The organism is Bartonella sp. AP21QHHD, assembly GCF_042196205.1.
Taxonomy (GTDB): domain Bacteria; phylum Pseudomonadota; class Alphaproteobacteria; order Rhizobiales; family Rhizobiaceae; genus Bartonella.
Map to the genome: position 1 here is coordinate 13,998 of NZ_JBHIPT010000018.1, position 18,005 is coordinate 32,002.

14 protein-coding genes are annotated in these 18,005 nt (G+C 36.2%); 11 read left to right on the forward strand and 3 right to left on the reverse strand.

Going from position 1 to position 18,005, the window contains the following annotated elements; translation table 11 throughout:
* Positions 1–753 precede the first annotated feature (753 nt).
* A complete protein-coding gene (locus ACFIMC_RS01605) occupies positions 754–5,313 on the reverse strand; it encodes a hypothetical protein (RefSeq protein ID WP_375681029.1) in 4,560 nt (1,519 codons plus the stop codon).
* A gap of 654 nt (positions 5,314–5,967) precedes the next feature.
* On the opposite strand from ACFIMC_RS01605, the gene hfq reads away from it, so the two are divergent.
* The 4 genes from hfq to ACFIMC_RS01625 all read left to right on the forward strand — a co-directional run bounded on the left by hfq (position 5,968) and on the right by ACFIMC_RS01625 (position 10,798).
* Positions 5,968–6,207, forward strand: coding sequence for an RNA chaperone Hfq (gene hfq, locus ACFIMC_RS01610; RefSeq protein WP_005773461.1), 240 nt, complete (start codon positions 5,968–5,970; stop codon positions 6,205–6,207).
* A 53-nt stretch (positions 6,208–6,260) separates the two neighbouring features.
* Complete coding sequence (gene hflX / locus ACFIMC_RS01615) at positions 6,261–7,604, forward strand: GTPase HflX (protein WP_375629395.1); 1,344 nt, start codon at positions 6,261–6,263, stop codon at positions 7,602–7,604.
* A 144-nt stretch (positions 7,605–7,748) separates the two neighbouring features.
* Positions 7,749–9,575 (forward strand): hypothetical protein, encoded by a 1,827-nt coding sequence (locus ACFIMC_RS01620; protein WP_375638201.1) that lies wholly within the window; start codon positions 7,749–7,751, stop codon positions 9,573–9,575.
* 146 nt (positions 9,576–9,721) lie between these two features.
* Positions 9,722–10,798 carry a COX15/CtaA family protein gene (locus tag ACFIMC_RS01625; protein WP_375629412.1) on the forward strand — a complete coding sequence of 359 codons (1,077 nt, stop codon included), beginning with the start codon at positions 9,722–9,724 and terminating at the stop codon, positions 10,796–10,798.
* Positions 10,799–10,818: 20 nt separating this feature from the next.
* Here the strand turns inward: ACFIMC_RS01625 and argC are convergent, their stop codons facing one another.
* Entirely contained in the window at positions 10,819–11,751 is a 933-nt protein-coding gene (gene argC / locus ACFIMC_RS01630; protein ID WP_375613064.1) for an N-acetyl-gamma-glutamyl-phosphate reductase, read from the reverse strand.
* Positions 11,752–12,073: 322 nt separating this feature from the next.
* Between argC and glyA the strand changes: the two genes are divergently transcribed.
* From glyA to nusB, 6 genes are all read left to right on the forward strand, one after another.
* Entirely contained in the window at positions 12,074–13,387 is a 1,314-nt protein-coding gene (glyA, locus tag ACFIMC_RS01635) for a serine hydroxymethyltransferase (RefSeq protein WP_375638199.1), read from the forward strand.
* An 11-nt stretch (positions 13,388–13,398) separates the two neighbouring features.
* Positions 13,399–13,881, forward strand: a complete 483-nt coding sequence (gene nrdR, locus ACFIMC_RS01640) for a transcriptional regulator NrdR (RefSeq protein ID WP_375611570.1) — start codon at positions 13,399–13,401, stop codon at positions 13,879–13,881.
* A complete protein-coding gene (ribD, locus tag ACFIMC_RS01645; RefSeq protein WP_375672066.1) occupies positions 13,874–15,004 on the forward strand; it encodes a bifunctional diaminohydroxyphosphoribosylaminopyrimidine deaminase/5-amino-6-(5-phosphoribosylamino)uracil reductase RibD in 1,131 nt (376 codons plus the stop codon). The genes nrdR and ribD overlap by 8 nt, the downstream gene beginning before the upstream one ends.
* Complete coding sequence (locus tag ACFIMC_RS01650; RefSeq protein WP_375621301.1) at positions 14,986–15,603, forward strand: riboflavin synthase; 618 nt, start codon at positions 14,986–14,988, stop codon at positions 15,601–15,603. Before ribD ends, ACFIMC_RS01650 begins: the two co-directional genes overlap by 19 nt.
* Positions 15,604–15,684: 81 nt before the next feature.
* Positions 15,685–16,140: a 6,7-dimethyl-8-ribityllumazine synthase gene (locus tag ACFIMC_RS01655; protein ID WP_375672067.1), complete on the forward strand. Its 456-nt coding sequence runs from the start codon at positions 15,685–15,687 to the stop codon at positions 16,138–16,140.
* 2 nt (positions 16,141–16,142) lie between these two features.
* Positions 16,143–16,613 carry a transcription antitermination factor NusB gene (nusB, locus tag ACFIMC_RS01660; RefSeq protein WP_015856452.1) on the forward strand — a complete coding sequence of 157 codons (471 nt, stop codon included), beginning with the start codon at positions 16,143–16,145 and terminating at the stop codon, positions 16,611–16,613.
* A gap of 75 nt (positions 16,614–16,688) precedes the next feature.
* Here the strand turns inward: nusB and ACFIMC_RS01665 are convergent, their stop codons facing one another.
* Entirely contained in the window at positions 16,689–17,168 is a 480-nt protein-coding gene (locus tag ACFIMC_RS01665; RefSeq protein WP_375672070.1) for an outer membrane protein assembly factor BamE, read from the reverse strand.
* A gap of 221 nt (positions 17,169–17,389) precedes the next feature.
* Here ACFIMC_RS01665 and ACFIMC_RS01670 point away from each other — a divergent pair, with 221 nt between their 5' ends.
* A complete protein-coding gene (locus ACFIMC_RS01670) occupies positions 17,390–17,947 on the forward strand; it encodes a DUF177 domain-containing protein (RefSeq protein WP_375672068.1) in 558 nt (185 codons plus the stop codon).
* Positions 17,948–18,005: the final 58 nt, after the last annotated feature.

An 18,005-nucleotide genomic window follows, 5' to 3' on the forward strand; every position in this document is an offset into this window, starting at 1 on the left:
AAAATATTACTAATAATTACATTACCAAGCCATTATTTTTTTTGCAATGCTTACAACTTAAGGAAAGAAAAGAAGAGTGCTTTCTATTAACTTCATCTTCTTTATTTAAATTTCTATAGGGAGGTAGAAGAAATTTTAAATAACAATTTGCAATTTATAAATTATTTTTGCAGCTATTTAAAAGGAAATTGGAACTTTAAAAATGGGAGTTGTTTTATTTATTATTCAATTGAACTCTTAATAATGCGAACTTTATAATTTATAATGAATCATCTCGTATGTTGAATGAGAAATTTGAATACAATAAGATTCTTTTAGCTCAAATTCACCTAATATAATAAAAAATATTTACTTAGATAATTCAACGAGAGTAATATGTGGATAAAAAACATTAAAAAAAATAAATAGAAGTGTTTCTATGAGCTATTTTAATACAAAAGCATGAATTTTTTCACAATTAATAAAAATAATTATTACCGATTTTGTACCTTTATGAAACTATGAAAAATAAAGGAGTTAAGAAAAAGATAAGGAAATAGAAGACATGCTTTATCATTCTTAGAATGATACGTTGTTTGATAAGCCATTACGCTTCTTTAGGGTTATTGCTTAGGATGTCAAAGAAAACCGCATGCCAATTATCCCAACCTTTGAAGTACAAAGCTACAGTTGAAAAAAAAGCATTCTATGATGAGCCATTAAAACAACTGGAGAGAGAAAGTGGAAAAATATCTTTTTCCACTTTCTTATTTGTTATTGGATTCGACCACTTGCATGAGCAAGCATAGTATAAACTTTTCCGGTATCTGATATCAAGTACTTGCGAACTGAGTTGGAAGAGCCAGAACTGCGCGATATATCACGTAAGAGCTTTTCGAAATCCGTAACATATTGATTCACTGAACGTTTAAACCCAAAATCGCTCATATATTTTTTCTTAATCATTTCAAATATTTTTTGTCCATTTAAGGTATAAAGGCGTTCTGTTACGATGTTTTTTTGTCCACGTTGATAATGATCCCATAGCTCAACAATGGCATTGTGATTAATAGCTTGCACTATACCAGAAGCTAATGAATTAAGAGAGCAGTTTGCAGGAGATGGTTTTGTTTGCACTGATGTTAAAACATCATCACTAGGGGGAGCATCATAAAATGTTTCTTCACGTGAAGCTCTTTCTAAGAGATTTGATACCCATTTATTTGGTCTTTTTTTGCTTTGATCTTGTTGCAAAATAGGCTTAGGTGGCACAATCTTTTTAACAGACTCAGTGGAACTGTCACTTTTTTGATTAAACATTGATGATGTAGGAAATGCTGATATTAGCTGTTTTTGTGCGCTCTTTTGATCATTTTGTATAACACTGACTAAATCTTGTAACGCTGTAATCTGTTCATTCAAAGCTGTGCGAATTGTTTGCGTTGTTTCTTTTGTTTTTTCTGGAAGTTTTTTTACATTTTCATTGATATCATTATTAATCTTTGAAAGCTCTAAACGAACTTCATCAGCGGAGCGACGTATATCTTCTGCTGCTTCTGAAAAACGCGTTGATGCTTCACTAACAAGCTTATTAAGTGATTGTTGGAATGAATTTGTGGAGTTACGCGCATTCTTATCAGAGCGTTCAAGTGCTAAGTTGAAGATTTTTTCATAATGCCCAATCATTTGATTAATTTCATGAGACTTTGAAACAAGAGCATCGCTTAATACAGAAAGCGTATTATGTTTTTCTTCAAGTGTTGCACTAAGTGAATTTTCAGACTGTTCAAGAACATGAATAGTTTGGGAAAGTGTCTTTGCATGTTCACCAAAACTACTCGTTATATGATTAATTTGTTCAAAGGTACTCTTTGAAAGTCCTTGCAGAATTTCAACATTAGTATTGAGCGCTTGATTTGAGGCTGACAAACGCTCTGCTACTTGGTCCGTGTTGCGGAAAAAATTATTCGTACTCTCATTAAACTGCCCATCAATATTTTGAACAGCCGATAATAAAACATTACTATTTTCCTGAAAATTGTAAATTGATTGATTCAACTGTGTTAAGATGGATGAGACATTATTAACAAGCTCTTCCTTCATAATCGTTATTGTTTGAAGTGTTTCAGAGTTAGCTTTGGTTAAGCTATTCACTAAAGATTCGTTATGTGCATAAATTCTTTGTTCAGCATCTTGTGTGGAAAGAGAGAGTTGTTCACCGATATGCTGTGTTAAAGAATCAATTGATTCTGTCGTATTTTGCGCTGCTTGATTTAAGTGATTTGTAAGCTCTGTTATTTTTCCAACATGTTGTGAAATTTGTGTTGTTGTTTGATTTCCAGCATCTTCCAGACGGCTCGTTACATCAGAGAGCTGATATCCTAAATTATTTTTAAGATTTTGCATAGAGTGATGAAGAACATCACAGCGTTCATTAAGAACTTGTTCTATTGCTGTTGTTGATGTGTGAATAGTTTCATTCAATAATGCTTGTGCATTATGGCTGGCTGTTGCGAAAGCTTCGACAGTATGCGCTGTTTGTTCAGACAGAACTGACAGAACTTTTTCACTGGTATCATAAACAGTTTTTTTGACATTTGATACAATGCGATTGCCTGATTCTGAGAGAATATTTTCTGCTTGTGCAGTAACATTTGTAACAGATGAAAGAATTTGTTCACTCGTAGAAGAAAGAATATCAGAAGCTTTTATAATCTTATTATGCAGGTTATCTGTCACTGTATTAACAGAGTCTTCTAAGGTTACACGCATATTGTCAACACTGCTTTCCAGCGCTTGTTGAATTATCTGACTTTGCTCATTACTAATCATGAGAGACGTTTTTAATGTGTCAGAACGTTCCTCAATAACAGATGTTTGCATATCAATGGCTTCACAGATTTGGCTAAATTTTTCAGATAATGTTTCCTCTAGCGTTGTTGTCCGTTCAAAAATTTTGTGTGCACGATCTTCTAGATCTGTATCGAATGATTCCATACGTGTTTCAAGGGTTTCAAAGAAAACACCACTCGATTGAGAGAGAGTATTCTTTAAAATTTCGGCATGGCTTTCAAGGTTTTTGATATGATCTTGAACCGTTTCAGTAATGTTTTTATTATTGGCGACAATTGCACTCTCAACTAAATCTATTTGTTGTTTCAATGCAACATCGACACGTATATCACTTTTTGCAATGAGATTATGGATTGTTTCCATGCGTTGTTCAAGTGTGCGTGCTTGATCGGCAAGAACTTCATTGAGAGAAAAACTATTAATCGCTAAAGAATCGCGCAGAGCATCGGCACGGATATCAATATTTCTCGCTTGTGCTTCTAAAGCATCTTGGGTTGTATTACAACTTTGTACAATGACATCTTGTAACTTTTCAGTGCATTGAATGATGTTTGTAATATGATTTTCAGCTTGTTTATCAACGACTTGAACACTATCAGCCAAAACTTTTTCAATATGAGAAGTATTTTGGGACAAAACATTAATTTGATTTCTTAATGTATCCGCAATTTTATTTTTCTCGTTATCGAGCATGTCTGCCATAAGAGCTCGTTGATCAGAAAGTTGTACTTTAAAATCTTGTGAACGTTCTTGTATGATATCAACAATGGCATTGTCGACATATTGAATTTCTTCTCTCAGACTTTCCTTACTTTTATCAATTGCAGAAAGAATAGCTTCACGTCCATTTGTAAATGCATGGGTAATGTCTGCTGTTTTTTCTTGGAGGTTCTCATTTATTTTCAAGACATGAGCTTCCAAGAAGTTACCAAGTTTTTCAGCATTATCCTCTAAAGCCTGACTGCGTTCTATAAAGGAATCAATGATGGAATCACTATGTTCTTTAAGAGAAAGATCAACAGTTGCTAAACGTTGTTCAAAGGCTCCAATTGCTTGCGAGGTTACGTTATCAAATTTAGAAGAGAGTTTATGTGCTTGGTCGTCGAGCTTTAAGATCTTCTCATCAAAATTCTGTAGAGATTGATTATTACGATCAATAAGAGCTTTATCCAAGGCTTTAAACTTTTCATCAACAGCGTGCAAAGTTTGATCTGTTACTGCTTGTATATGTGTTGCAATTTTAGCAACATGTACTTCTGCTTTTTCAGCTGTTTCATTAAAAGTTTTTTCTATTTGTTTTTCATTATAATCAAATCGTTTTGCAAAACCATCAAAGTTTTTTCCTAATTCATGAAAAAATTCCGTGTTTTTCTGCTGAATTTGTGTTGTTGTTTTGTTAAATTTTTCAACAAGTTGATTTGTTACGCCATCACCGGCATAGGAAAGTTTTTCAACAAGGTCTTCACCTTGTTTTTGTAAAGTTTGAGAAAGGGTTTGTGCAAGCTTTTCAACATTGGTCACAATGTTAGAGGTAACCAAACCAAATTCATCACTCAGTTGTTCTTGGGTTCCTTTAATTGTTGATTGTACGCGATCTGCGTGATTCAAAATGGCTATGCGTTCATTACTCAATTCTTTGATTAATGTGTGAATGCGTGATTCATTCTCAGCATAGGCTTGTTCTAGATTGTGAACTTCACCTTGTATGATTGCTTCAAGTTCAACAGCACGTCCGAGGGTACGTTCAATACCTTCGTTCATTGCCGCTACTTCTTCACGAACGGTTTGCCCTATAGCAATAGCTTGTTTTTCAGATAGATGTTGTGGTTCACTAAGGCGCTGTGCAGCATTGGTCATAAGAAGCGCAATATTATGCAAGTCGTTTGAACGTTTTGTTAATTGAGCAACGCCCCAAGATATAAGGATAGGAATTGCTGTTCCGGCTGCTACAGCAAGTCCTGTTGGGGATGTAACAAAAGTGCTGATATTGGATAAGGAGCTGAGTCCGGTAGGTGCGAGTTTATGCGCAATAAAAGCTCCTCCCGTTGCCCATAAAGCACTAAGCGCTGTTGTATACCAGTAGACTCGAGAGGAAGAACGCTGCTTGAATGGTCCAAAATTTACAGGGGTTGTTATATCATCATTTGCAGGAAGAAGTTTTGTAGGCAATAATGTATTATGAACAGTTCCACCTGAAATATCAGGTGAAGGTTTTGGAGCAAAAAGCTGTTCAACAACGGATTTATCAACAACAGCTTCATCATGAATATTAGAAACAAAAGTTGACGTACCGTTTTCAGCAAAAAATTCTTCTTCTGCCATTGCAATTTTTTGAATCAGATCATCGACATTAACAACATTTTCAGAATTATTGGATGATATCGTTTCAAATCCTGTGTCATCGAAATCAAAGTTCATAGCTTTTGTGAGGGCTTCTTCAACTTCAACTTCAAATGTTTGCAATTTTGTTCTGCGTGCCATACTCGCCTCGTACTCTTACAGCCGGAAAAGGGATACATTCTCTTCCACATAATTTCTACATACTAGCTGTTAATTATTTAGAAAGGAATATGCTTAGGGAAAAATTTTAAAAACTTATCAAGATAAAGTTAACGCGGTTTCTTGTACCCTGTTTAAAAATGTTATAAAATATAGTAAAAACAATTTATTATTTAAATCTAACTAAAACAAAAATACTGTTTACAACTTGTGTTTATAGAAAGCTTTATAAGCCGGCAGTCTTTGAAATAAGGACAATTTAATAGCGGTTATATATACAGTAAGGTGCGAATGTCTCTCTTTAATATCGACAATCGTTAATAAATGTTGTTGTCCGCTTACTTTTATTGATTCTAAACGAAGCAGATTTATCATCACATATAGTCTGTAATAGCTTAGGATGTATAAAAGTATGCCTTTGAATTGTAAGCTCATAAAAAAGTAAACGTGGAAAAATTTTTAATTTAATATAGCTTTTCGTAAGTTGTACTTTATTATTGTCTTAAAGAGCTGTTTTTTCTCTAATTTCAGTTGTTTGTTGCTGAATTTTTAAGCTTCTACGTTGACAATTGGATATTTTTCAGTCGATATGCATGCACGAATATTTTATGCAATCTAGATAAAGGTGTAAGAATAATGGCAGAGCGATCACAACACCTGCAAGATGTGTTTTTAAATACGGTGCGTAAGCAAAAAATTTCCCTTACAATTTTTCTTGTCAATGGCGTTAAACTCACGGGTATTGTAACTTCATTTGATAATTTTTGTGTTCTTTTGCGCCGAGATGGACACGCGCAATTGGTTTATAAGCATGCTATTTCTACGATTATGCCTGGACAGCCTGTACAGATGTTTGAGGGTGAAAGTCCTGAGTAAACATATCATTTTAAGATAGACCTCTTATCCCATTTAAAAGTACTTAGATTGCTATGATAAATGAAAATGAGAGATTAGGAGGGGTATTTTCGCAGAATACAGGACAGGTGCGCGCACTTGTTTTGATACCGATTTTTCAAGAAAATAGAAGTGAAAGCTCTTTGAGAGAGTGTTCTATATCTTCTCGTGTTAAAGAATCATTGGGGTTAGCACGTGCTATAAGGTTAGAAGTTGTTAATTATGAAACGATTAATATTGCAACGCCTCGCTCTGCGACTCTCTTTGGAAAAGGTAAAGTAGATGCGTTAACCTGTTATATAGATGAATATTCTATTGAGCTTGCGATTGTAGATCATTTTTTAACGCCAGTACAGCAGCGTAATTTAGAAAAATTGTGGAATTGCAAAGTTATCGATAGAACGGCTTTGATTCTTGAAATTTTTGGGGACCGTGCACGAACAAAAGAAGGAGTTTTGCAAGTAGAGTTAGCGCACTTGTCCTATCAAAAAGGGAGGCTTGTGCGGAGTTGGACGCACTTGGAAAGGCAACGGGGGGGGCGTGGCTTCCTAGGTGGACCTGGTGAGACGCAAATTGAAGCAGATAGGCGTCTTTTACAAGAAAAAATTATTCGTATTCGCCGCGAATTGCAAACGGTTATTAAAACACGTGCACTTCATAGAGCAAAAAGGAAAAAAACATCTTATCCTGTTGTGGCACTGGTAGGATATACGAATACAGGAAAGTCAACTCTCTTTAACCGTTTAAGCGGTGCAGATGTTTTAGCAAAGAATATGTTATTTGCAACGCTTGACCCGACTTTGCGCAAAGTTGTGCTTCCCCATGGAAAAACTGTTCTTTTGTCTGATACTGTAGGGTTTATTTCTAACTTGCCAACGAATTTGATTGCAGCTTTTAGAGCAACCCTTGAAGAAGTGGTTGAAGCGGATCTCATTCTTCATATAAGAGATATGTCAGATCTTGATCATCGAGCACATGCCCAAGATGTTTTAGAAGTGCTTTCAAGTCTTGATATCGATATTGATGATATGGAGCATATCATAGAAGTTTGGAATAAGATTGATATGTTAGATGAGCAAGCATTGAATGTTTTACAAACAAGCGCAAAGACGCGATTAAATCCTGCTCTCATGGTATCAGCACTTAAGGGGGATGGACTCGATCAATTATTAAGAGCCATTGAAAAGCGAATTTTTGGAGAGGTGCAAAGCATTGAATATCTTTTACAACCTCATGAAATGTCGCTTATTGATTGGTTTTATGAAAACTCTGCGGAAATAGTGCAAGAAGGGCATGATGATGGGTCTATTACCATTAGAGCGGTTGTTACTTCTGAAGCAAAAAAACAACTAGAGAGCCTCAAAAAAAATATGAATTAAGTTCTTTAAAGCTATTTTTGAACATTTGTTCTTAAATTTTATATTTTTATTATCTCAAAATAATATGACAGCAAGTTAAGAGGATAGTTACTACTTTCTCTTAATAAAACAATATGAAGAAGTATTTTTCTGGTTAAAATAAAGATGAGTCTTACATGTAATAAAAGACTATTCGTACGTACCGTATGGCGAAGCATTTTGATTGTTTTGCTATTACAAATGCTATGTGTATCTTTGATTTGGTTGTATTATTTTGTCCAGCCTCGTGGTTACCAAGCAACTTTAACATTTTCATTATCTGATTCTGTAGGAAAGCCATTACCAATTAAAAAGAAAGACAATGTTATCGCCTTTTTGTTTTCACAGCCTATGTTCTTCAATGATTCGAATTTTTCTTTAAGTGCTTCTTATAAGAAAAAAAATCATGAAAATATCCGTTTATCGCGTCATGGTGATTTTATCGATCTTACTTTTGAAGCCGAGACACTTGAAGCAGCTCAACGTGGGTTGGAAACTTGGTTTTCCGCATTTTCACAAGCAATCATAAAACAGAAACAATTCTTGTTAAATGATAAATTAGAAGACAAACAATATGATAATATTGCAATCCTTAATATCGTGCAGGAATTTCGTAAATCTATTGATTCTTTTATTCAGCGTGGTGTAAAACAAACAGAGCTTCATGATCTTTCGATGCAATTAACGCAAGCAACTTTAAAGCGTATTCATTTAACAAGTTTGAATTCAACGATTAACATGATGCGTGAAAATGGGCAGTCTTTACTGTCTTTATCGTTTATTGCAGGCAATTCAGCAATTGCTGCTCTGGAATCTAAACGTGATCTCTTGGAAACACAAAGAGCACATATGGCTGTGCAATTAGGGTGGACGCATCCTCAAATTAAAGCGATGACTGCAGAATTAGAGACAGTTTCTCATCAATTAAAAAATAAAATTTTACAAATCGTTTATCAAGTTCATTCAGATGAGGTTATTGCAACGGAATTAGAAAAACAGCTCAAAAAAAGAATGAACTTTTTTGTAAAAGATCAATCCCAATCTTTGAATGAAATATTTAACGAGTTTGAAAATAAAATAAAAGTAGCAGTCGATGCCCAAAATGAAGCGATGAGCAAGTCTGCTCAACGAAGAGAAAAAATTATTGATTCATATCGGAGATTGAGTGATGATCCTCTTCTCTTACAAAATACAAATATCCACGTGGTCACGCCAACAACGTTAGCACCAATTTCTTTTATGGCTCTTTATGGAAAAAATATTCTTGTGAGTGCATTGGTCAGCTTCCTTACTCTTTTGCTAGGAATATTGTTATTCTATCCGTGCTTTAAAAGGAAAAAAGACCAAATCTCAGAAGAGGATTTGAGATCAAAAGAAAATGATCTTAAGAAGAATGAGAGTATTTTAGTCTCTCAAGAAATGAAAAATTTTGAAGCTTTTATTACGATAGAGGGATTGTCTGATGTTTTGAAATGGCGTGCTTCAACCATTATTTCAATCATTGGACCAGAAGCTGCACGGACAGCGGCAAAGCTTTCACTTCATCTCACAAAAGAGAACAAAACAATTTTGTTGGTCGATATTTCTGGTCAACAAATAGAGAAAGTCATAGGCCCACATCGCGGACTGAGTGATATTTTAACGGGCAATGCCAAGTTGCATGATGTTATTTACCGTGATTATGATACGGGGGTTGATATTCTTCCTCAGGGGTTAACAAGTGCTATTTCAGCACAAGATTTTTCAAATGATATTTTTCATATATTACAAGAATTTAAAAAAGAATATGATTTTATCATCCTAGAGATGGCAAGCGAACCCAAATATGGGTTTGAGCAATTTGCAGAGCTAACAGACTATTATATTTGTAATACTGTTCTTAATAAACAAGAATGGATGATGCGTATGGTAGACAGCTTTCCAAAGACTGTTTATCGCGTTGTAGCATCATAAGCTTCGTAAAAAAGAAATATGTATCGCATGTTATAGTGGTACGCTTGTTTTTTGCTAAAGTTGTAGTACATACTAAAATAGACAAAGAGTTAATGTTTAAATTTTAAAATGCATTTTAGTTGGAGAGAAGCGTGGGGCAATCAGAGATGGCAGTAAAGAGATTAAACAATAGCATTTTAACGCCTGTGCAAAAGGAAAATAGAAAACATATACAGGTGTGGCTTTACTCTATTTTATTGCTTTGTTTGGCAATTGTCTTAGTAGGTGGCGCTACTCGTTTGACGGGATCAGGATTATCTATAACGGAATGGAAGCCAATACACGGCGTTATTCCACCGATTGGTGAGGATCAATGGCAAGAGGAATTTTTAAAATATCAACAAATAGCACAATATAAGCTGCTTAATCCTGATATGACCTTAAGTGCTTTTAAGGTCATTTTTTGGTGGGAATGGGCGCATCGTGTTCTTGGGCGTCTTGTTGGTCTTGTCGCTTTATTGGGGCTCATTTGGTTTTGGGCGACTAAGCGTGTTGAAAAAAATATCTTACTCCCGCTTATTGTTGTACCTATTCTTATCGCCTTTCAAGGCTTTATTGGTTGGTGGATGGTTGCTTCAGGGATTGGGCAAAGTAATTTAACAAGTGTGAGCCAATATCGTTTGGCATTTCATCTTATAACGGCATGTTTTGTTATTGTTTTTGTTACTTATTTATCTCGAGGGCTTGCAGAATATTCAGAAAAACCAGCAAATAAAAAGGTGCAATATTTTGCGGCATGGCTTGTTATTCTCGTCTTGATAGAGATTTATTTCGGAGCTTTGGTTGCAGGGCTTCATGCTGGAAAAGTCTATAATACATGGCCCCTTATGGATGGGCAGATTATTCCTGATGGATTGTTGCAGCATCGTCCTGTTTGGCTCAATTTATTCGAAAATTCCTTAATGGTTCAATTTATTCATCGGTTTTTTGCTTATTTTTTATTGATTGCCTCGGCTATTCATGCTTTCTATGTACAAAAAAATGCTCCACATTCAACTCATTCTCGTCGTGCATTTCTTATCTGTGTTATGATTATTATCCAAGCAGTCTTGGGTATCTTAACACTGTTACATGAGGTTCCGATAAGTTTGGGGCTCATTCATCAAAGTATGGCATTAGTCGTGTTGTGTTTTGTTGTTGCACATTGGCGAGCAACAAAAGGGGCTTATCGCGTTGTTGAATAAAAGTTTGTGGGTAGGGAGGTTTAGTCGCTTGAAAGCATTAAATCGAGGTTTTGGATAGCTGCAGCTGATGCGCCTTTTCCTAAATTATCGAATATGGCGCTGAGATTAAAAATACCTTCACGATCATTTCCAAATACGAACAGTTTCATACCATCTTTATTGGCTAAACACTCTGGATTAAGTCTTTGAAGTGAAGCAGTTTCTTCTTGTGATGCAACTAAAATGGTATTTTGTCCATCGTAATGGTTTGCGAGAATTTCGCGCAAATCAGAACAGTTTGCTGATTTTGTGAATAAATGGCGATGCAGAGGAAGATTCACAATCATTCCTTGGGGAAAACGACCCACACTTGGTATAAAAACTGGGGGTTGATTGATTTGTCCATAGATTTTAATTTCTGGCACATGCTTGTGTTCAAGATTAAGACCATAGATAAAATAATTGTCCTGAATATTTTGTTGAGATTGATTTTCCATTTGTAAAATCAACTGTTTTCCACCACCGGTATAGCCGGAGATTGCATTAATCGAGATGGGATAATCGGCGTCTAGCAGTCCTGCTTCACGGAGTGGGCGAATCAAACTAATGGCACCGGTAGGATAGCATCCGGGATTGGTTATATAATGTGCTGCTTGGATGCGCTTTCTTTGTCCTGCTGTCATTTCAGGAAAACCGTAAACCCAGTCTGGTGCAACACGGTGGGCTGTCGAGCTATCAATAATCCTAATGTTTTTATTTTTTTGAAGCCAATGAACCGTTTCGCGTGCAGCATCATCTGGAAGACACAAAATAGCAATATCGGCTTGATTAAGATAGTCTTGTCGCAGATGAACATTATGGCGATCTTTATGAGCAAGAGAGAGTAGTTTTAAATCTGTACGCCTTTCTAAGCGTTTTTGTATTTGTAGTCCGGTTGTGCCATGTTCACCATCAATAAAAACTTTGGTTAGCATTTTTATTTGCCTTCGTATTAACTTTGCCTATTATATTCAGCTTTTCACATTATAAATTATTTTTAATCATTAAATTATTGAATTTCTTTAGATTATAGATATTTTTTGTAAAAGGTGTAAACAAATAAGAGTGTAAAAAAAGAAATGTAATCTCATTTTTTACTATTCTCGAGAGGAAAGTTTTTCGCTGTTTTTATAACAAAGAATAAGATAAATATTTGCCTCATTATTTTTGAGTGTAAGTAGTTTAAAATGTTTGGTTTGCATGGTTTGCTGTGTTATCGTTCTTTGACTTTATTTTTTTATGTTAGGAATGTGTTTTATGACTCAGCAAGAAAATGACGCACAAAAGCGCTTTTTTAATGATAATTTACAAACTGTTGATGGTGCAATTTTTGACGCAATTAGAGGGGAGTTTGAGCGTCAACAACATGAAATTGAGCTGATTGCTTCAGAGAATATTGTTTCAAGAGCGGTCCTTGAAGCGCAAGGGTCTGTTTTAACCAATAAGTATGCAGAAGGTTATCCAAGAAAGCGCTACTATGGTGGGTGTCAATTTGTTGATGTCGTTGAAGATTTAGCTATTGAAAGGGCAAAACAGCTTTTCGGTGCTGCGTTTGCGAATGTACAGCCTAATTCTGGTAGCCAAATGAATCAAGCTGTCTTTTTAGCTTTACTTCAGCCTGGTGACACATTTATGGGGTTGGATTTAAATGCTGGAGGTCACCTTACGCATGGTTCACCTGTTAATATGTCAGGAAAATGGTTTGATGTTGTTTCCTATGGTGTGCGTCAAGAAGATCAGATTATTGATATGGATGAGGTTGAGCAGCTTGCAAAAGAACGTAAGCCAAAACTTATTATAGCAGGGGGCTCATCTTATCCACGGCTATGGGATTGGAAACGATTCCGTGAAATTGCAGATGAAATCGGTGCTCATTTACTTGTTGATATGTCTCATATTGCTGGTCTTGTTGCTGGTGGCGTGCATCCTTCACCTGTTCCACATGCGCATATTGTAACAACAACAACACATAAGTCGCTTCGAGGTCCTCGTGGTGGTTTAATATTGACAAATGATGAGGCTTTATCCAGAAAAATTAATTCTGCAATTTTTCCTGGTCTTCAGGGTGGTCCTTTAATGCATGTGATTGCCGCAAAGGCTGTTGCGTTTGAGGAGGCTTTGCGTCCCTCTTTCAAGAGTTACAGTGCCAATGTTGTCGCTAATGCGAAAACTTTAGCAAAAACATTACAGGGTAATGGTTTTAATATTGTTTCTGGTGGTACAGATAATCATTTGTTGTTGGTTGATTTACGTTCCAAAAATCTAACAGGTAAATGTGCTGAATTGGCTTTGGGACGCGCTCATATTACCTGCAATAAAAATGGCATTCCTTTTGATTCTGAAACGCCATCTATAACATCGGGAATTCGTTTGGGATCACCTGCTGCCACGACGCGTGGTTTTTTAGAAAAAGAGTTTATTCAAGTTGGTCATCTGATTTCAGAAGTTCTTGATGGTCTTCGGAGTGCAAAAAGTGATGAAGATAATCATGCCGTTGAAATGGCTGTTGAGAAAAAGGTAAAAGATATAACGAATCAATTTCCTCTTTACTCTTATCTTACCACTCGTTAAGGATACAAAGGATGCGCTGTCCTTACTGCCAATATGAGGATACACAGGTCAAAGACTCTCGTCCAGCAGAAGAGGGGGCAGTGATTCGCCGCCGCCGTGTGTGTTCCGTTTGTGGTGGTCGTTTTACAACTTTTGAACGTGTTCAGTTGCGTGAGCTCTTGGTTGCTAAAAAAAGTGGACGATGTGAACCCTTCGATCGTGATAAGTTAATGCGATCAGTTGATGTGGCTGTACGTAAGCGCAATATTGATCCTGATCATATTGAACGAGCAATTTCTGGCATTGTACGCCAGCTTGAAAGTTTGGGAGAACCAGAGATTTCTTCAGAAAAAATTGGGCATCTTGTGATGGAAGCATTGAAAAGAATTGATGATATTGCTTATATTCGTTTTGCTTCTGTGTATCGAGATTTTCGTAATGCAAGCGATTTTCACGATGTTATAGATGAATTGTCAAAGGGTATCGCGGATACAGAATCTCGTTTTGATGAATAAAAAAGTGCAAGATGAACGGTTTATGGCTGCAGCTATTCGTTTAGCAGAACGTCATGTCGGTCTTACAGGTGAGAATCCTTCCGTTGGTACGTTAATTGTGCGAAACGATAATGGTGCTGTGGGGGCTTTTATTGTTGGCTATGGCGTAACAGCTATTCATGGGAGTCCTCATGCGGAAGTGCAAGCTTTACACATGGCAGGTTCTTTGGCTCAAGGAGCGACAGCTTATGTTACTTTAGAACCTTGTGCGCATTATGGAAAAACTTCGCCGTGTGTGAATGCGCTTATTGATTCAGGTGTTTCTCGAGTTGTTGTTGCGCTGACTGATTGTGACAAGCGTGTTGATGGTCATGGTATTGCTCTTTTGCGAGCGGCGGGTATTGAAGTGGTTGAGGGCATTTTAGCTGAAGAGGCTTTTGGATCCTTATGGACGCATTGGTGCATAAGGAAGATACAACGCTGTGCGGTCACTTTTAAAATGGCAATTTCTGCCGATAATGGTGTTGGAAAAAGAGAGAAGGGCAGCGTAAAAATTAGTGGAACACTTTCTCATGCCCATACGCATATTCTACGTGCTCAAAATAATGCTATCCTCGTTGGTATTGGTACTATATTAGCAGATGATCCACAACTCAATTGCCGCTTGCCAGGGATGGAGATGCGCTCACCAATTCGTATTATTTTGGATGCAGATTTATCTATCCCCCTTGATGCAAAAGTTGTCCAAACAGCCATAAAAATTCCTACATGGGTTATTTGTGATGTGGATATTTCAAAGAAAAGCAAAAAAAATGCATTGGAGCAATATGGTGTGTCTGTTTATTCGGTCGAGATGAATAATGGTTGTGTAGAACCCTTTGCTCTTTTACAGATGCTTTATAAACATGGGATTAATAGTGTTTTATTGGAAGGGGGTGTCAAGACAGGGGAAAAATTTTTGAATGCTGGTTGTGTTGATCATTTGATATGTTTTCATACCCCCATTGTTTTAGGCAAAAATCGTATTGAAGCCCCTCATTTTGGAAATTATCTCTCGCAGTTTCATGAGATTGAGACAAGAATGTTTGGAAATGACCGTTTTTATAAGTGGAGACGTAAGACATTATGTTCACAGGAATTATAACGGATATTGGTTGTGTTGAAGATGTTCAACCTTTAAAGCAGGGGATTCGTTTAAAGATTTCTACCCGCTATGCTATAGAAAGCTTAGCAATTGGGGCGTCAATTGCTTGTTCAGGAATTTGTCTGACAATTGTAGAGCGAGGATTAAAGCAAGAAGATTCCAATTGGTTTGTTGTCGAGGCGTGGGAAGAAACATTACGTTTAACGAATCTTGTACAATGGATAAAAGGAACTTTTGTTAATTTGGAACGTTCGCTTCGATTGGGTGATGAAATGGGAGGACATTTAGTTTCTGGTCATATTGATGGTTTGGCTGAAATCATTGATCAAAAAAATGAAGGGGATGCAATTCGCTTTTATTTAAAAGTTTCAAGACAATTTATGCCTTTCATTGTTAATAAGGGATCTATTGCTCTTAATGGGACATCTTTGACTGTTAATGGTGTTGAGGATTGTGTTTTTGATGTTCTTATTATTCGCCATACACTTGAAATGACAACGTGGGGACAAGCTAAAATTGGAGATCGGGTCAATTTGGAAATTGATCAACTTGCTCGTTATGCTGCAAAGCTTTTTACTTTAAAAAGAGAAGGTGAATAAGCCAACACTCTATTGATTGTTTTCAGAATTTTATGCTTTATAACCTTGATTTTTTTGATTCGTTTTTTGTGGAATTCCATTATGATGAAAGAGATACGTAAAAAGCCTCACGTATTGATTGTTGAAGCACGTTTTTATGAGGGGATTTCTGATGCGCTTTTGAGAGGTGCAGTGAGTACTTTGCAAAAAGCTGAAGCAAGTTATGATGTTGTAACGGTTCCTGGAGCATTAGAAATACCAAGTGCAATAGCTTTTGCTGAACAAAACAAGATATCGTATGATGGTTATGTTGCTCTTGGTTGTGTTATTCGGGGTGAAACATATCACTTTGAAATTGTTGCTAATGATTCTTGTCGTGCATTGATGGATTTAACTGTTCATCAGCACTTGGCTATTGGAAATGGTATTTTGACTGTTGAAAACGAAGAACAAGCATGGGTGCGTGCAAAACTAGATGACAAAAATAAAGGTGGTTTTGCGGCTGAAGCTGCTTTATGTATGATCGCTCTAAAAAAGAGATTTGGAGATAATCGTTAAATATGGCTGATATAAAAAGCAGACATTTTCCGCGTTCAGCCAATAAACGTGGAGCAGCAAGACTCGCTGCAGTTCAAGCACTCTATCAAATGGATATCGTGGGTTCGGGGGTGATGGAAACGGCAGCTGAGTATGAGGCTTATCGTTTGGGAAAAGATATTGATGGAGATCAATATCTTGAAGCTGATTTTCAGTGGTTTTTGGCTATTATAACGGGTGTTGTAAAAGATCAAAAGCAGCTTGATCCGCTGCTTCATCAACAGCTTTCTGCAGAGTGGTCTCTTTCACGTCTTGATTCTATATTGCGAGCAATTTTACGAGCAGGTTTATGGGAGTTGATCAACCGTAAAGATGTTCCCGTTGCGGTTGTCATGAATGAGTATGTTGACATAGCAAAGGCGTTTTTTGAAGGTGATGAGCCAAAACTTGTTAATGCAGTTCTTGACAGTATGGCAAAAAAAGTTCGCCTCTAAGAGTTACAACCCCCCCTATTATAGATCTGATATTATCAGACCTATAATATTGAAACGGTATGCAGACTATATAATTTAGTTATGGGGTGGCAAATTCGCAGGGCCTTTTATAATTTGAATTAAGAAAGGATGTTCTTTCGTTACAGTTGGCGTTGTTTGTGTAATAAAATCAAATACTTGACCGTCTTGTAATCCGTAATTTGCAACTTTTGTAACCTGATTATTTTTACTGAAGTAAATGGCTAAAACTTTGCGATCAATAATCTTTGTTTTCATAAACTGCATCCCACGATAACGTGTCTGTGAGATGTAATAAAAAACTTCATTATCATATTTTGTTTTTAATGAAGGGGTTCCTAAAGTTAAAAGAACTTGCTCTTGACTTGAGCCAATAGAGATAGAACTTAGAGCATTTTTATCAAGAACATAGCCCTCTCTATAAATTTGGCTCGAACCTGAAGAATCAAGAAGGCTACACCCAGCAAGCATTCCTATGCTTGCTGTTGATAGACCAATCAATAATTTACGTTTGATTAAGGCTATTATGTGAGGCATTTGAAACAATGGTATCTCCTTTTTATACTGAGATGTAGGACAAGAAGGCAACCTCAAGTTTTTTCTAATTTTAACTTAATCTACCGTAGCTTACACTGAGTTTCCCTGTTATAAAGCAAATTATGCCATATAGAATTTCTTTAGAAAAGAAAAAAATGCATAAATACTTGAGATAAATAAAAACATAGTGCTTTACGCGTTTTTATGTTTGGGAGTTGTCAATGAATGTTCAAAATGTTCCTCAAATGACATTTGCTTTGGCTTATCCAGTATCTGTACGTTCTCTACCTGCTAAAGGTATAAGGGTTCATTTTTGTGCAAACAAAAAAGAATGTACACATTTAGCCCAGAACCATGATTTAATTGAAGTAAAATCTTGTGAGGGAAAATTCCATATTTTCCCGTGGAAAAAACGCGGAGTGCGTATAAAAGGTCTGTTGCAAGCGCGTATACTACAGTTATGTGTTGTTACATTGGAACCATTAGAAAATATCCTTTGTGAAAATATTGAGGTTGTTTTTGTTCCTGAAGATTCAAATTTGATGAAGCCCCAAATATCAGAGGATACAGGGGAATTGTTTTTAGATGTGGGGGGGCTTGATACTCCTGAAGTGTTTTATGATGATAAAATTGATATTGGCGCAATCATGGAAGAGTTTTTTGAGTTGTCTATTAATCATTATCCACGTAAAGAAGGGATAAAGATGAATATGGATGAAAATTTAGAAGAAGCAGAGCGAAAATTCTCTCCATTTTCTGTTTTGAAAAATTGGAAGTGATTGTAGAAACATACAAAAAATATCTATTGTATGCTAAACGGTATTTTCTGCGGAGCGA

What these genes read in the sequence shown, in the direction of transcription:
- ACFIMC_RS01650 (WP_375621301.1), top strand. Translation starts at nt 14,986, where the DNA reads ATGTTCACAGGAATTATAACGGATATTGGTTGTGTTGAAGATGTTCAA.
- ACFIMC_RS01655 (WP_375672067.1), top strand. Translation starts at nt 15,685, where the DNA reads ATGATGAAAGAGATACGTAAAAAGCCTCACGTATTGATTGTTGAAGCA.
- argC (WP_375613064.1), bottom strand. Translation starts at nt 11,751, where the DNA reads ATGCTAACCAAAGTTTTTATTGATGGTGAACATGGCACAACCGGACTA.
- glyA (WP_375638199.1), top strand. Translation starts at nt 12,074, where the DNA reads ATGACTCAGCAAGAAAATGACGCACAAAAGCGCTTTTTTAATGATAAT.
- ACFIMC_RS01605 (WP_375681029.1), bottom strand. Translation starts at nt 5,313, where the DNA reads ATGGCACGCAGAACAAAATTGCAAACATTTGAAGTTGAAGTTGAAGAA.
- ribD (WP_375672066.1), top strand. Translation starts at nt 13,874, where the DNA reads ATGAATAAAAAAGTGCAAGATGAACGGTTTATGGCTGCAGCTATTCGT.
- hfq (WP_005773461.1), top strand. Translation starts at nt 5,968, where the DNA reads ATGGCAGAGCGATCACAACACCTGCAAGATGTGTTTTTAAATACGGTG.
- ACFIMC_RS01625 (WP_375629412.1), top strand. Translation starts at nt 9,722, where the DNA reads ATGGCAGTAAAGAGATTAAACAATAGCATTTTAACGCCTGTGCAAAAG.
- nrdR (WP_375611570.1), top strand. Translation starts at nt 13,399, where the DNA reads ATGCGCTGTCCTTACTGCCAATATGAGGATACACAGGTCAAAGACTCT.
- ACFIMC_RS01620 (WP_375638201.1), top strand. Translation starts at nt 7,749, where the DNA reads ATGAGTCTTACATGTAATAAAAGACTATTCGTACGTACCGTATGGCGA.
- hflX (WP_375629395.1), top strand. Translation starts at nt 6,261, where the DNA reads ATGATAAATGAAAATGAGAGATTAGGAGGGGTATTTTCGCAGAATACA.
- ACFIMC_RS01670 (WP_375672068.1), top strand. Translation starts at nt 17,390, where the DNA reads ATGAATGTTCAAAATGTTCCTCAAATGACATTTGCTTTGGCTTATCCA.
- nusB (WP_015856452.1), top strand. Translation starts at nt 16,143, where the DNA reads ATGGCTGATATAAAAAGCAGACATTTTCCGCGTTCAGCCAATAAACGT.
- ACFIMC_RS01665 (WP_375672070.1), bottom strand. Translation starts at nt 17,168, where the DNA reads ATGCCTCACATAATAGCCTTAATCAAACGTAAATTATTGATTGGTCTA.